At 69.2% G+C, this 14,332-nt stretch carries 12 protein-coding genes and 2 pseudogenes; 4 read left to right on the top strand and 10 right to left on the bottom strand.

All coding sequences use genetic code 11. From position 1 onward, the window contains the following. Positions 1-220: 220 nt before the first annotated feature. Both UA75_RS34800 and UA75_RS32235 read right to left on the bottom strand, forming a co-directional pair. Positions 221-712: pseudogene (locus UA75_RS34800) on the bottom strand (glycosyltransferase family 2 protein); the annotation flags it as partial. A gap of 414 nt (positions 713-1,126) precedes the next feature. Next, positions 1,127-1,555, bottom strand: a pseudogene (locus UA75_RS32235) (glycosyltransferase family 2 protein); the annotation flags it as partial. Positions 1,556-1,756: 201 nt separating this feature from the next. Between UA75_RS32235 and UA75_RS27435 the strand changes: the two are divergent. From UA75_RS27435 to UA75_RS27425, 3 genes are all read left to right on the top strand, one after another. Beyond that, complete coding sequence (locus tag UA75_RS27435; protein WP_075742704.1) at positions 1,757-2,890, top strand: glycosyltransferase family 4 protein; 1,134 nt, start codon at positions 1,757-1,759, stop codon at positions 2,888-2,890. Between the two features lie 239 nt (positions 2,891-3,129). Next, positions 3,130-4,260, top strand: a complete 1,131-nt coding sequence (locus tag UA75_RS27430) for a glycosyltransferase family 4 protein (protein ID WP_075744278.1) — start codon at positions 3,130-3,132, stop codon at positions 4,258-4,260. A 195-nt stretch (positions 4,261-4,455) separates the two neighbouring features. Further along, complete coding sequence (locus UA75_RS27425) at positions 4,456-5,115, top strand: pentapeptide repeat-containing protein (RefSeq protein ID WP_075742703.1); 660 nt, start codon at positions 4,456-4,458, stop codon at positions 5,113-5,115. On the opposite strand, the gene amcA is transcribed toward UA75_RS27425, so the two are convergent. From amcA to UA75_RS27415, 3 genes are all read right to left on the bottom strand, one after another. Continuing rightward, entirely contained in the window at positions 5,112-5,264 is a 153-nt protein-coding gene (amcA, locus tag UA75_RS35250) for a multiple cyclophane-containing RiPP AmcA (protein ID WP_404799954.1), read from the bottom strand. The genes UA75_RS27425 and amcA overlap by 4 nt on opposite strands. After that, positions 5,248-6,405, bottom strand: a complete 1,158-nt coding sequence (amcB, locus tag UA75_RS27420; RefSeq protein WP_083683677.1) for a cyclophane-forming radical SAM peptide maturase AmcB — start codon at positions 6,403-6,405, stop codon at positions 5,248-5,250. The genes amcA and amcB overlap by 17 nt, the downstream gene beginning before the upstream one ends. A gap of 712 nt (positions 6,406-7,117) precedes the next feature. Continuing rightward, entirely contained in the window at positions 7,118-7,879 is a 762-nt protein-coding gene (locus UA75_RS27415) for a GntR family transcriptional regulator (RefSeq protein WP_075742702.1), read from the bottom strand. Between the two features lie 488 nt (positions 7,880-8,367). On the opposite strand from UA75_RS27415, the gene UA75_RS27410 reads away from it, so the two are divergent. Then, positions 8,368-9,270 carry a glycosyltransferase family 2 protein gene (locus UA75_RS27410; RefSeq protein ID WP_232237480.1) on the top strand — a complete coding sequence of 301 codons (903 nt, stop codon included), beginning with the start codon at positions 8,368-8,370 and terminating at the stop codon, positions 9,268-9,270. 381 nt (positions 9,271-9,651) lie between these two features. On the opposite strand, the gene UA75_RS33495 is transcribed toward UA75_RS27410, so the two are convergent. From UA75_RS33495 to UA75_RS27380, 5 genes are all read right to left on the bottom strand, one after another. Beyond that, positions 9,652-10,140, bottom strand: coding sequence for a hypothetical protein (locus tag UA75_RS33495; protein WP_075742699.1), 489 nt, complete (start codon positions 10,138-10,140; stop codon positions 9,652-9,654). A 156-nt stretch (positions 10,141-10,296) separates the two neighbouring features. Continuing rightward, entirely contained in the window at positions 10,297-10,836 is a 540-nt protein-coding gene (locus tag UA75_RS27395) for an NUDIX hydrolase (protein WP_075742698.1), read from the bottom strand. Next, positions 10,833-12,176: a coenzyme F420-0:L-glutamate ligase gene (locus tag UA75_RS27390; RefSeq protein ID WP_075744276.1), complete on the bottom strand. Its 1,344-nt coding sequence runs from the start codon at positions 12,174-12,176 to the stop codon at positions 10,833-10,835. Before UA75_RS27390 ends, UA75_RS27395 begins: the two co-directional genes overlap by 4 nt. A gap of 44 nt (positions 12,177-12,220) precedes the next feature. Beyond that, positions 12,221-13,222: a 2-phospho-L-lactate transferase gene (cofD, locus tag UA75_RS27385; protein ID WP_075742697.1), complete on the bottom strand. Its 1,002-nt coding sequence runs from the start codon at positions 13,220-13,222 to the stop codon at positions 12,221-12,223. A gap of 162 nt (positions 13,223-13,384) precedes the next feature. Further along, positions 13,385-14,149, bottom strand: a complete 765-nt coding sequence (locus UA75_RS27380; protein ID WP_075742696.1) for a site-2 protease family protein — start codon at positions 14,147-14,149, stop codon at positions 13,385-13,387. Positions 14,150-14,332 lie beyond the last annotated feature (183 nt).

The raw sequence follows: 14,332 nt of genomic DNA, 5'->3' as shown, positions 1-14,332 counted from the left end.
AGGATTCGTCGGTTCGTCGGCGCGGATCGACGCGCAGCCGGGGCGGCGGTGTGCACCGACGGTCGCTCCACACGGAGGTCGCCCTGGGCTCGGCCCGGCGGCTCGGTGCGCTGCCGGACCGACGACCGGCCCGGCAGTGCACGGGTGGCGCTACGTCGGTCGTCCTCGTCGTGCACCGGATCGTGCCGGACGGCCGTCGCAGGAGAGCGGGACCAGCGGTTCAGCGGCCTGACCAGCGGCGCCACACGAGCTGTCGTGGCACCCGCGACCGCCTGCCGATCCGGCGGCGGTCGAGCAGGGTGGCGGGCAGCCTGCCGAGGATCTCGGCGAGCACCCCCGTCCGGAGCCCGACCCGGAAGTTCGGCGTGCTGGGAACCACCTGCCCGCGTCGCCTGCGCAGCGGCAGGAGAACGGTGATCGCGGCGAAACGCAGCAGCTCCCGCACGGCCACCTCGCCGGGCGCGCAGCGCAGCAGCATCAGCAGTCGGTTGCGCTCGTTCCAGCGATGGAACCTCGGCGATCCCGGTTTGGTGCTCACGCCGTGGCGATGCAGGACACGGGCCCGCTGCGCCCAGACGACGTCGTGGCCCGCCAGCCGCAGCCGCCAGGCGGTGTCGGTGTCCTCGTAGTAGCAGAAGAACCTCGCGGGCACCCCGCCGATCGCCCGCAGCACCGGGGTGCGCAGCAGGGCCGCACCCCCGCAGAGCCCGAACACCGCAGGCCCGCCTCCCGGCGGGTTCTCGGCTGCCGCCGCCTGCTGGGTGGTGACCTGCGATGCGGTGCCGTGCGACGCCGCAGCCGTGCTCGTCCGCCGCGCCTGCCCGCCGTGGCCCGGGGAATCGAAGCCCCCTGAGCCTGCCGTGGCGGAGGCGGCGGCGTGGACCGGCACGGTCCCGGCGAGTTCGGCGGCCGGTCGCGACCCGGTGGGCGCCGCCGAGCCCGCTGCGGACGACCTGGTACCGGCCGAGGCCTCCACCACCGACGCGGTCGCCACGGGAACCGAGGGGGCCGAGCCCGCCGCCAACGGCTCGACTGCCGACCGCGGCGTGTCTGCTCGTCGCCTCGCATCGTGCCCCGATGCCACGGACTCGGGGGCCTCGGCGCCGTCCGGCGGCTCGGTGTTCCGGTCGAAGCCGTAGCCCTGGGCGGTCAGCCGGACCCCGCTGGACTGCACCGAGCCGTCCGGCGCGATCAGGGTGGCGGTGGCCGCGGCGGCCGTCGGCGTCTCGTCGAGTGCCCGCTCCAGCTCGGCGAGCCAGTCGGGCTCCGGGGCGGCGTCGTCGTTCAGCCAGGCGACGAACGGCGTGTGCACCTGCCGAAGTGCGACCGCCAGCCCGCCCGCGTAGCCGAGATTGGTGGCAGTCCGCAGCACCACCGGCGTGCTCGGATGCTGGGCCAGCAGCTCGCGGGTTCCGTCGGTCGACGCGTTGTCGACGACCAGAGCACGATGCGGTCGGGTCTGCCTGCCGAGTGCGTCGAGACAGGCGCCGAGATGGTCTCGGCCCTGCCAGGTGACCACCACCACCGTGGTGCGTGGCGTGCCTGCGGGATGCATTCGCTGACGCTATCGCCTCGGCTCGCCCGCCCGATGCCCAGCCTGCGCCGAAAGCGGCCGCCGCAGACGTCTCGACGGCACCGCGTCCGGCGCTCGACGGCGGGCAGGCAGGACCGTCGTCGACCGCAGGACTCGATCGCGGGCTTTCGACATCGCGGGGTTTCGGCGCAGCGGCGCCGCCGGGCATGACACCGTGATGTCGTGCCCGTCCTCGTCGTGCTCACCGAGCAACTGCTGGCCCCGGTCCCCGGCGGCACCGGCCGATACACCCGCGAGCTGACGGCGGCCCTCGCCGCAGCCGCGCCATCGGACTGGACCGTGGCAGGCGTCACCGCCCGCCACCCTGATCTCTCGGCGGCGGTGATCCCCGGCGTCGCCGGGCCCTTCCCGCTCGCGCTGCCGCGTCGAGCGTTGTCGCTGGCCTGGCAGCGCGGACTGCCGCTGTGGCCGGGCGGGGACGCCGTGCACGCCCCGACGCCGCTGGCCCCGCCGTCGGTGCGGCGCGGCCGCAGTCTGATCGTCACGGTGCACGACACGGTCCCGTGGACGCACCCGGAGACCCTGACGCCGCGCGGCGTGCAGTGGCATCGCGACATGATCGGCCGTGCGTCGCGGACGGCGTCCACCCTCATCGTGCCGACGGCGGCCGTCGCGACGGAGCTGGCAGGCCGCCTCGGTCCCGGCACCCGGACCCGCGTCGTCGGCGAGGGCGTCGCCGCCGCGCTGGCCGAGGAGACCGACCGGGACCGGGCGGATGCGCTCGCCCGAGGACTGGAACTGCCCGCCCGGTACGTCCTCGCCGTCGGCACCGTCGAGCCCAGGAAGGGGATCGACGTCCTGATCGAGGCGATGGCCGATCCCCGGTCGCCGAGGGTCCCGCTGCTGATCGCCGGGGCGCCCGGCTGGGGCGAGATCGACCCGAGGGCGCTGGCTCGGCGCAGCGGCCTCGACGACGACCGACTTCGCCTGCTCGGGCGGGTCAGCGACGCCGGATTGTCCGTCCTGCTGCACCGCGCCGAGGTGCTGGCCGTGCCGAGCCGGGCGGAGGGCTTCGGACTTCCCGTGATCGAGGCGATGTCGGCGGGCGTGCCCGTGGTGCACACCGACGTGCCCGCGCTCATCGAAGTCGCGGGCGGGGCAGGGCGGATCGTGCCGCGCGAGGACCCCGCGGCCCTCGCCGAGGCACTGCGTCGGGTGCTGACCGAGCCTGCCACCGCCGCCGCGATGAGCGCCGCAGGCCGACGGCGGGCGGCCGACTTCACCTGGCGACGCGCCGCCGAGGACGTCTGGTCGGCGCATCTGGCCGCCCGCCGCGGCCCCGGAGTGCCGGGCTGATCCGGTGGGACGCGCCATGCGCCGCCGCGGCAGCGTCGTGCACCGCCTGCTGCGACGGCCGCGCCGGACTCCGCGCGGCGACCATGCGTGACCGGACGCCCGCGCAGCGCGCCCGATCGTCGGACGCGAGTGGCGAAGGCGGTTGTTCGCAGGGTGCGGCCGGTCTCGTTTTGGTCGATCCCGCCGAACCCGCCCCATCGACGCCGTAGGCTGCCCCAGTGCGCGTAGCCGAACCCAGCGTGCTGATCGACGCCACGGCCGTCCCCACTGACCGGGGCGGCGTCGGCCGCTACGTCGACTCGCTCGTCGCCGCGTTGGATCGGGACGGCGCCCGGATCAGCCTGGTCTGCCAGCCCCGTGACGCCGAGTTGTACACCCGGCTCGCGCCGCGCTCTCGCGTGGTTCCCGCCGCCGAGGCCGTCGCCACCAGGACCGCGCGACTGAGCTGGGAGCAGACGACGCTGCCACGACTCGTGCGCAGGCTGAACGTCGATCTGCTGCACTCGCCGCACTACACGACGCCGCTGGCCAACCGCGCCGCAGGCGTGGTCACCCTGCACGACGCGACCTTCTTCACCGACCCGACACTGCACTCCTCGGTCAAGGCCAGGTTCTTCCGCGCCTGGACGCGGGCCGCGCTGGCCAAGGCGGCGCTCTGCATCGCGCCCAGCCATGCGACGGCCGACGAACTCACCAGGGTCGTCGGCGCGGGTCGGAGCAGCCTCCAGGTGGTCGCGCACGGCGTGGACACCGACCGCTTCCATCCGCCGAGCGGGCCGGAGACCGACGAGGTCCGGCGGCTGCTCGACCTGGAGGACACCCCCTACGTCGCGTTCCTCGGGGCACTGGAGCCGAGGAAGAACGTGCCCGCGTTGATCCGAGGCTTCGCCAGAGCATGCGAGGGCAGACGGAATCCGCCCGCGCTCGTCCTCGCGGGTCAGCCGGGCTGGGACGGACAGATCGAACGGGCCCTGAGTTCCGTGCCGCACCGGGTGCGGGTGATCCGCGCGGGCTACCTGCCGTTCAAGAACCTCGCGGGCTTCCTCGGCGGCGCCGACATCGTCGCCTATCCGAGCCTCGGCGAGGGGTTCGGCCTGCCCGTCCTGGAGGCGATGGCCTGTGGCGCCGCCGTGCTGACGACCCGCAGGCTCAGCCTGCCCGAGGTCGGCGGTGACGCGGTGGCCTACTGCGGTGTCGGGGCGGGCGACATCGCCGCCGCGCTCGGCGAGCTGCTGGACGACCCGGCACGACGTAAGGCGCTCGGCATCGCCGCGCAGGCGCGTTCCCAGGAGTTCTCCTGGTCCGCCAGCGCCGTCCGGCATCGGGCCGCCTACACGAGGGCCTGGGCAGTGCACCGCCGAGGCCGCTGACGGGCCGGGACCAAGGCGGCGAATAGCCCGATCCGTGCGGTTCGCCAGTCGGGAAGGTCATTCCTCGTCAACCGTGTTGGAAAGCTGTGTGCCGCCATACCGCTGTTCCCTCGGCGCTACTCTCGATCCGGTGACCAGGTACTCGCCCGACCCGCTTCGGCGACTCCAGCTCAAAGCAGCTGCTATCTTATAGACATGGAATTCCTTGAGGTGGCCGGTAAGACGATTCAGCGCCCCTCTCTCGATCCCGACGATTTGACGCTCGAGCGCACCGACTTCAAGGGGCCATTCGATTTCTCGGCGACACACCTTCGCGGCGGAGTTCAGGCGGGCGTCGTCGGGGAGGGAAGCTTGTCATCGGTTCTCGTGTCCTCAGTCGATCTCTCGGAGTGTCGGCTTGATCCATTGGAGCTCTCGAACGTTCGGTTGGACGACGTGGATCTCTCAAATGCGGTGTTGCCCAGCGTCACCGCTCGTAGGCTCGACGTGCTTGGGTGTCGCGGAATCGGCCTGTCTCTGGACTTTGTGCAGGCTATGGACGTCTATGTGCAGGCGTGTCGATTCGACTTCGCAACCATCAGGTTCGAACAGGTGAAGAACGCTGTCGTCTTCCGGCGCTGCCGCTTCGTAGAATCGATACTGGCTGGCGACCTGTCGAACATCATCTTTGATGAATGCGAGTTCGAGAAGGTCGAGTTCGCTGCTGTTCGGGCTGCCGGCTGTGATCTGACGACCACGAATCTGATCGATGTACACGGACTATCGACGTTGCGTGGGGCGAAGATATCCGCCGATCAGGCCAGCTCCTTGGCAATGCGATTCGCCTCGGAAGCTGGCCTGATGGTCGTGTTCTAGCGGTTGTCCCAGCTCGGCCGGTTGTCCCAGCCCGGCTTGATGTTGTCCCAAGAGGGTCGGTTGTCCCAGCGGTCGGCCCTCGCGGGTTCCTGACGATTCTTCCGCAGCAGTGGTGCTAGCCCGTTCCCGCTTTCATGAATTCGGGTCATCAGCAATGCGGTGTTCGGCGACATTCAAAATTCCTTCCATCAAGGCGATCTTGCTGTTGCGGCAGTAATTCGTTTCGGTCCCATCCATTCGGCCGTGTTCGAAGTATCGATTGGATGCGTGGCCGCCTCCGCAGAAGTCGAAGTATGGGCATGTCTCCGCGCATGCTCCGATTCCGCTCTTGAACTCTTGTATCCAGCTGGCTTCGCCCGCCGCTGCTATGATCTCGTCCAACGACTGTTGGAGTACATTTCCGGTAGCGAAGCTACCGGTTGTCGAATTGAATCCGGCCAGCTCGGGCGAGATCAACGTGACGCTACCGTCGTATGCGACGGTGGGCAGCGGGTCCACAAGCGGCGGCCGGTGGCTCGCATGAGCGTCGTTCCGGAGGACAGAATCCAGATAGCCAAGGGCACGTCGGATTTCTCGAATATCGATGGTCGAGTGCGCTAGCCAGTTTCTAGCAAGTTCAGACCAGAAAGAGATGGTTGTGTGGTGGTCGTTCTCGTTGACTTTGATATTCACCCCTTCCTGTTCTTCGATATTCACACCTAGCGTTGAAATCCCGTTTTCCTCGGCGAATCTGATGAGTCGTTGGGCGCGCTGCGGTGTGGGATTGGACACGACCGCGATGCCGGAAATCGTGTGTCCATGTTCGCGGAGAATTTGAATCCCCTTCGCGATACGGTCGTGCGCGGGCAGGCCGCGCCGATCAATGCGGTTGGCATCGTCGACACTGTGCCCGTCGATGCTCACTCCGACACGAACCCTCCTTTCCGTGAAGAACTCGCACCAGGCGTCGTTGACCAAAGTTGCGTTCGTCTGGATCTCATGCTGCACGTCGAGACCGGAGAAACAGTCCATGAGCTGGCCGAGCTTCTCCCTGCCAGCAGCCAATGGTTCCCCACCATGCCAGCAGACGTCGACCTTGGTTTGCGCCGTCCAGGATCGGATGGATTCAGCGACGGCTTGCGCCACGGCAAGCGACATCGTATTACGTGATTTTCTGAACGGGAGATAGCAGTAGGAGCAGTCGAGGTTGCACAACGTCTCTGGTTGAAGGACGACTGATCCTGGGGAGGTGAAAAACCTCGATCCAGTGTCCGGGTTCTGTACAGCTGACTCTTGCAGAGTATCTTTCATTGGCGACCTATCCGATTGTCTTCGGAGCTGACTCGGCCCCAGCTATGACTTCGTTCTGCGCAGTTTACCGGTGCGGTGGTAGTGCAACTCGGTAGTGTCAGCGGTCTCCTGCGTCACTACCTGAAGGCGCCGCTGCTGCTGGAATCGCGGTGGGACCGGAGGAATTCCTGGGAAGGGGCAGCCGTACGGAGCCCATAACGAGTACGTCAGACACAACCTCCAATTGTGCTTGGTAGGTGTGGACGCATTCTTGGATGCTGGCACGAAGATCCGCATACCAGTCTCGCCTCAGGGCGTTGGCCAGCTGGCCTACTGATGCGTGTTCGACGGCTATCAGGCAGCCATGGAAGAAGGCGAGTTTCTCGGCGACAGGGAGCGTCTGGTGCGGAAAGAACTGCATGAAGTGCCTGAGAACGGTGCTCAGGTCTGCATCGGATCGCCATGGCGGCACCAGCCAGTGGTCGGGGCGATCGATGCTGCGAATCCCTGTTGTCCTATTCGATCGCCGTCGAGAGCGTGAGGTCCTTGACCTGGCTGGCTGCCCGACATTCGTTTCGCCCGCCCCTTGCTCCACGTCGTCTCCATGTCTGCTCAAGCCTCCACGTGAGTACTAGGGTACGTAAGTACTTAACTTTGATCAAGCACAAAACAGCCCCCGCCGGAGACGGGGGCTGTTTTCGCAGCTCAGTGACGCGAAGATCGCCTGATCGGACTACTCAGCCGCGTCGAATTCGTAGACGAAGTGGGTCGAGTCTCCGACTGCCACCGACTCAAACCATTCGACAGCCCGCTCGCCTGCGAAGGCGACACGGGTCACTCGGGCCACCGGAACGCCTTGATTGATCTGAAGAGCCACGGCCTCATCGGGGGTGGCTGCCGACGCGACGACGGTCTCCCGAAAGGACGTCAGCTGGTAGCCATGCTGTTCCAGGAGTCCGTAGAGTCCGCCAGGAGCGGCCTCGCCTCGGCTCCAACCGATCTCCTCGGCAAGGCTGGCAGGCACGTAGCTGTTCGCCAGCTGCGTCGGGGTACCGGCGAGGATCATCCGTCGGTACCGGACTGCGGAGTTCGCTTCGCCGAGAACCTCGATCGCTGCCTGCGGAGTATCGGTGACCTCGATCTCTCCTAGCGACTCCTGCTCCCAGCTCACACCGAGCTTCTCCGCTTCGGCGGCGAACGCGCCGAGGCCGCGCTCGCGATCCGCACGGCTGAACCGCGTGTTGCCGAGGCGCAGGAGGGGCGGAGTGCGTCGAACGAAGACACCTTCGCCGCGACGGCTCTCGATCAGTCCTTCCTGCGCGAGGACTGCCAGCGCTCGACGGACCGTGACCCGGCCCGAGTCGTATGTCTCGATCAGCTCGGTCTCGGTGGGAAGCCTGCTCCCAGCCTCGTAACCGCCGGAAGTGATCTTCTTCCGCAACTCGTCGGCGATCTGGTGGTATACGGCTCGCCCCTTGCGAGGATCAACGTTCATCTCGGCTCCCCTTCCTTGGCTCAGGCACTTAAGTACCTTAACACCCGAGTGATCCGAACTTGCCCCGTCAAAACCCGATCGGAGTCCGGTGTGGAGTTTCGAGGACGCGATCGGGGAGGGCATTAGATCGGACGGTGCCGAGCGGTTCGAGTGATCGAGTGGACATCCGTCGGGTTCGGCCTGGCGATCACGGGTCGGGGCAGGCACACCTGGCAGCGCCAGGGCAGACGGACGGTCGGATCAACGTCGGTCCGATGTGGCGGTCGGTGCGGTTCGGCCGCCGGAGGAGGGCCTGACAGGAGCCGGTGCCCTCGCCCGCCGTCTTTCTCCTGCGGGCCGCGGTCTCGACCACCGTCGATGCGATGTGCGGCCGGGGGAACAGGCCGGGGAACCGGTCTGCCGATCGACTCGCGGCTGCCGTCGCCGGACGTCCACAGGCACACACGCCGCCGCTCTCACGCCGAATCCGACCGTGCAGAATGCTCTTCGTGACCTCCCCGCGATCCGCTGCATCCGCCGAGCCGGTCTCCTACGGCGAGGGGCTCGCCGTCGTCACCGTCACCTATTCCCCCGGTGAGACGCTCGCTCGATTCCTCGACACGCTCCAGGACGCGACGACCCGTCCGGTCCAGGTGGTGCTCGCCGACAACGGCTCCGTCGACGGAGCACCGGAGAAGGGTGCCGAACGAGAAGGCGTGACGCTCCTGCGGATCGGCGAGAACCTCGGCTACGGCGGCGCCGCCAATCGAGGTGTCGCCGCCCTCGGACCGGAGATCGGCTGGGTGCTCGTGGCCAATCCCGACCTCGAATGGGGCGCGGGCAGCATCGACGAGCTGCTGGCGGCCGCGACGCGGTGGCCGAGGGGCGGCGTGTTCGGCCCGCTGATCCGGGAGACTGATGGACGCGTCTATCCCTCGGCGCGCATGCTGCCCTCACTGGCCAAGGGCGTCGGTCACGGTCTGCTCGGCAAGGTGTGGCCGGGAAACCCGTGGAGCCGCGCCTACCGGCAGGCTGAGGTGAACCCGGCGGAGCGCACGGCGGGCTGGCTGTCCGGCTCGTGCCTGCTGATCCGCCGGTCGGCCTTCGACTCGGTGGCGGGTTTCGACTCCCGATACTTCATGTACTTCGAGGACGTCGACCTCGGCGACCGGATCGCCAAGGCAGGGTGGCTGAACGTGTACGTGCCCACCGCCGAGGTCGTCCACCTCGGTGGCCACTCCACCTCGAAGGCCTCCGGGCGGATGCTCACCGAGCACCACCGCAGCGCCTACCGATACCTGGCAGATCGCCATCAGGGCCCGGAATGGGCCCCCGTGCGATTGGCGCTGAAGGTCGGGCTGGAGGCGCGCAGGCGTCTCGAACTCCGCGACCCCGGCGGTGTGAAGCACTGATCGCCTGCGTGGCCGACTCGGCTTGCCGCCTTCCGCAGGTCGTTCGAGCGCGTGCGCGCGGGGCTGCTCAGGCGGCGCGTGCGGCAGGGCGCAGCTGAGGCGACGTCGTCGCCACGGCCTGCCGATCTCGGGAGCGATGCCTGCCGACGGCCCGCTGATCGCCGTCCGCGCGACCGGTGAGTCCGAGGCGGCTGCTCGCCACGGTCGAATCACGGGGTGCCGGGCGCGGCACTGACCGCAGTCCGTCGATGCCGAACAACGGCGCCGCCTGCTCCGTCGTCGCGCCGTGGAGTCAGGCGATGAGCTCCAGGCCCGGCTACCTGACGGCCGAGGGGACCGAGCCTGCGGGATCGTCCGACCTCGACGCGAGACGAGGCTGCCTCAGAACTCCTCGGTGTGCCAGGGCGGGATGGTCGACTCGACCTGGTTCTGATGTTGCGCGGGCACGTGGGGCGGCGGCTGGCCCTGCTGGTGCGGCTGCCCCTGCTGCTGTCCCGGCGGCGGGCCCTGCGGCTGACTCTGCGGCGGCGGCCCCTGCTGACTCTGCGGCGGCTGGCCCGGTTGGAGAGGCCGCTGTCCCGGCCGGTGACTGGGATGCTGCGGCTGCTGTCCCTGCGGGGGCCTGCCGTCCCGAGGACCGCCGCCCTGCGGCGGGGGATACGGGCCCCGCGAGACCCGGCCGCGCAGCACCACGGTGGGATCGTGATCCGGCGCCGGATTCACCGGGTCGTTGGCGGTCACCACCGACCGGGGGATCTGCACGGTGCTGGCGGCGTCCATGGGCGAGGTGGCGTTGTCCGGCGTGATGACGAATGCGCCGCGAGCTCGTGCTCGTGCGAGGGTTTCGTCGGCCCGATCGCGGGGGTCCATCGTGACGACCTCTCCTGACGTTGCCTCGGCGACATCGGGTCTGGCATCGGCGCCGCCACCGTGATCGACGTCGCCTGTCGTACACGCTCGTCGGGGGTGGACCCGGTGATGTCTCCACACTATTCCCTGCGAGCGAGGCAGGCTACGACCTGTCTTCTAGTCTTCGGCGCCGAGCGCGAGTTCAACCATGTGGGGAACGGAGTCCACGTTGGACGGAAGTCCGTCCACCGGCCACCACTGTAGGTCAAGAGACTCCGCACTGCGGACGGCCCGGGAGCCTGCAGGCGCACGGACGAGGTACCGCACATCGAGGTGTCTGGTGGGCACCCCGCCCGAGCAGGTGACCGCGTGGACGTCGAGATGCAGCGGCATCGGATCGATGCGCAGGCCCCGGATGCCGGACTCCTCCGTCGCCTCGCGCAGCGCCGCCGCCCGCAGACTCGCATCGTCGGGTTCGCAGTGTCCGCCGAGCTGAAGCCACCGCCCCACCCTGGGATGCAGCGTCAGCAGCGTGTTCTGGCCCGAGGCGTCCAGCACCAGCGCGGAGGCCGTGACATGGCCGGGGGCGTACTCGCGGCGGCAGGCATCCGGGGAGGAGGCGAGAAAGGCCAGGAAGGCCTGGCGCATCGACTCCTGTTCGGCGTTCGGCGGCTGCCAGGTGCTCAGTACCTCGACAGTGTCCGCGTGCAGCCTCACAGCTCCACCAGTCCCGACGCCGGGTCCCTCGGCTCGCGCGGCGACTGCGGTCCGTCCACCGGATGTCCGACGGCCACGGCGCCGAGCGGATGCCAGTCGGCAGGCAGTTCCAGTTCCTCCCGTACGAGATCCGGGCAGAACAGCGTGGAGGAGACCCAGCACGACCCGACGTCCTCGGCCGCCAGCGCCACCAGCAGACCCTGCACCGCAGCGCCGCCCGCGACGGTGAACATGGTGTGCTCGGCCGCCGACCGTCGCTCGTCGGGGTAGGAGTGCGCCCCGTCCGGGACCATGAACGGCAGGACGAGTTCGGGTGCCCGGAACAGCAGATCGCCCCGGCGGGTCCGCCGCCGGGCCCACTCCTCGTCGCGTCCGTCGGTGAGGAGATCCCGCAGCCATTTCTCCCGCATCGCCGTCAACAGCCGGGTGCGCCGTGCCTCGTCCCGCAGCCAGACGAACCGCACCGGACGGGTGTGATGCGGAGCGGGGGCCGTCAACGCGATGCCGATCGCTCGACGCAGGACGGTCGGGTCCACCGGGCGGGAGTCGAACTCGCGGATCGAGCGCCGCAGCAGTACCGCCTCCCGACGGCCCTGCGCCACGGCCTCATCGGCGCCGAGCCGGAACAGATCCTGCTCCACCGGTCGGATGAGATCGGCGGCGACGGAACCGTCGTCGCGCACGGCCAGACCTCGGACGACGGCCACGGGCATGGCGCCCAGCTTGCCCTTCACCAGGTCGGCGGCGGCGGCGATCTCGTCGGCCACCGCGACCTGGGTCACCGCCAGCGCGTTGCCGTAGGAGTCGACGCCGCCCTGATAGTGGTGCAGCACGCCGAGCCCGGCGGCGCCGATCGCCGCGTCGGTCTGGCCCACCCGCCAGGCCCGGCCCATCGTGTCGGTGATGACGACGCCCACGGTGACGCCCGAGCGCTCTCGCAGCGCGGCGCGCAGCCGCGCGGCCGAGCCGTCCGGGTCAGCAGGCAACAGGGCGATCTTGTCCAGCGCGATGTTGGAGTTGTCCACTCCGGAGGCGGCCTGCACGATGCCGAGCCGGTTCTGGGTGATCAGGGTGCTGCGGAACGAGGCGACGACGCGCTGAGCCTCGGCGAGCACCAGTGCACGTCTGGCCGCCTCCCTGCCCTCCGGGTCGGCGGGCACGTCCACCACTCTGCCCTCGACCTTGGACACCACCTTGCTGGTGACGACGACGACGTCCCCGTCCCGCAGCCAGGGCGCCCCGGCGCTGATCGCCGCCGCGAGGTCCTGGCCCTCGGTGAACTCGGGAAGGCCGGGGACCGGCAGGATCTCCAGGCTGTGCGGCGCCGCATGGTCGCCGATCGGCGTCGCGACGGGTGCTTCGTCCTCGATCATCTCGTCCTCGATCACGTGCGTACTCCCGCCAGGTCGAATGCCGCGTGCACCATCGCCGAGGTCGCCTCGGGCGACGACATCAGCAAGGGCACCGCGCGCACCGTGACGCCGGGGACCGCCGACTCGTCGCCGGTGTGCACCAGCCAGCCGTCCAGCAGTCCCTCCTCGTCGGCGGTGCGGGAGCCGTAGTGCCTGCCCACGGCCTCGGCCGTGCTCTCGACGCCGATCGCCGTGAGACAGGCATCGGCCATCCCCCGCAGCGGACGGCCCGCGATGATCGGCGAGACGCCGATCACCGGGGCGCTGGTCTCGCGCAGGGCGTCGCGCACGCCGGGCACGGCGAGGATCGTGCCGACGCTGACCACCGGATTGGACGGGGCGAACAGCACCACGTCGGCCTCCTTCACCGCGTCCAGCAGTCCCGGTGCCGGCGCCGCCTCCTCGATGCCGACCGGCCCGATCGCGTGGGCGGTGGGCCCCGCACGGTGTCGCACCCACCACTCCTGGAAGTGCACGGCGCGACGCCCGCCCTCGCCCGCCTCGGGGTCGTCGATCACGACATGGGTCTCGACGCGGTCGTCGGACATCGGCAGCAGCCGCACACCGGGGCGCCAGCGAGCGCTCAGCGCCTCGGTCACCGTGGACAGCGGATAGCCCGCCCGCAGCATCCTGGTGCGCACGAGGTGGGTCGCGATGTCGCGGTCGCCGAGGCCGAACCAGTCCGGCTCGACGCCGTAGGCGGCGAGCTCCTCCTGGACGGTCCAGGTCTCCTCGGCGCGCCCCCACCCCTTCGCGTCGTCGATGGCACCGCTGAGGGTGTACATGCAGGTGTCCAGGTCGGGGCAGATCTGGAGGCCGTGCATCTGGACGTCGTCGCCGGTGTTGACCACGGCGGTGATCTGGTGTGGTGCGGCCTCCGGGGATTCGCCGTGGATCGGGAGCCCCAATGCAGACTTCACGCCCAGCAGGAAGCGGGCGCCACCGACCCCGCCGACGAGTACGACAACCTTCACCTGAGCGATCCTAGTGCGGCTCTCGAGCGCCTCACGGCGGCGTGAGACGAAGGCGATCTCGGGTGGGAGTCGCGTCGCTCGACGCCCCGGCCGACGTGTCGCCGTGCCCGACTACGCCACGGCGGTCCGGCGCGGCGATGCCGACCCCGGTCCGAGTGCCGATCAGTTCCAGAAGCGGAACTCCATCTGACCGAGCTGGGCGTAGAGCGCCTCGCCGCCCATCAGGTCGAAGATCCATGCGGTGAGGCCGAACAACGTGTCACTCAGAACGGTGATTCCCAGTTCGGGCAGTCCGAGCAGCAGAGCGAACAGCGCGAGCGGCGCCCAGGGGCGGGCGATCTGGCCGTAACGGCGGGCCTGGTACGGCAGATACGGCTCCAGAGCGCCGTAACCGTCCAGACCCGGCACCGGCAGGATGTTGAGCACGAAGGCGATGATCTGTACGTAGGCCAGATAGGACAGGCCCGCCGCCAGACCCAGGGGCGGTTGGAACAGCGAGACCGACATCACCAGTAGTGCACCGAGCACCAGGTTCGTCAGCGGACCGGCCAGCGACACTGCGGACTCGACACCCTTGGAACGCAGCGCGTGCCGGTTGATCCACACCGCCCCACCGGGCAGTGGGATGCCGCCTGCGAGCAGGAGCAGCATCGGCAGGAGCAGGCTGAGCACGGGATCGGTGTATCGACGGGGGTCGAGGGTGAGATAGCCCTTGGCACGCACCGAGTGGTCGCCGCCCCGGAAGGCGACCGCCGCGTGGCCGAACTCGTGGAGGCACAGCGACACCGCCCAACCGCCGATGACCAGCAGCACGATGCCGGTCGTCAACGCGATCTGCTGCTCGACGAGCGTCAGCAGCGCGCCTGCGACGGTCACGGCGAGGATGGCGAGGAACAGGGGACTCGGCCGGACGGCAGATCGCATCACCAAACCAGTGTGTCCCATCCCGGAACCCGGTCGGGCGACCCTGTCTTGACGGGATCGACCCGGCCGCTTCTCGAATGGTCCAGCGGGGTCGTCAGACACCGCCGTCCGGACGCTGGTGAGGCCTCCGAACAATCCCCCATTCGGATGAGTTCGGCTTGACCCCCTGCGGTTACACAGGTGTAA

The organism is Actinoalloteichus sp. GBA129-24 (assembly GCF_001941645.1).
Taxonomy (GTDB): Bacteria; Actinomycetota; Actinomycetes; order Mycobacteriales; family Pseudonocardiaceae; genus Actinoalloteichus_A; species Actinoalloteichus_A fjordicus.
The sequence above is the reverse complement of the archived record's forward strand: the minus strand, read 5'-3'. Positions and strand labels throughout refer to the sequence as shown.

Excerpts from the sequence above, each read along its gene's own strand:
- UA75_RS33495 (WP_075742699.1), bottom strand. The coding sequence starts at position 10,140 with ATGGACCCCCGCGATCGGGCCGACGAAACCCTCGCACGAGCACGAGCT.
- UA75_RS27425 (WP_075742703.1), top strand. The coding sequence starts at position 4,456 with ATGGAATTCCTTGAGGTGGCCGGTAAGACGATTCAGCGCCCCTCTCTC.
- amcA (WP_404799954.1), bottom strand. The coding sequence starts at position 5,264 with ATGACCCGAATTCATGAAAGCGGGAACGGGCTAGCACCACTGCTGCGG.
- amcB (WP_083683677.1), bottom strand. The coding sequence starts at position 6,405 with ATGAAAGATACTCTGCAAGAGTCAGCTGTACAGAACCCGGACACTGGA.
- UA75_RS27415 (WP_075742702.1), bottom strand. The coding sequence starts at position 7,879 with ATGAACGTTGATCCTCGCAAGGGGCGAGCCGTATACCACCAGATCGCC.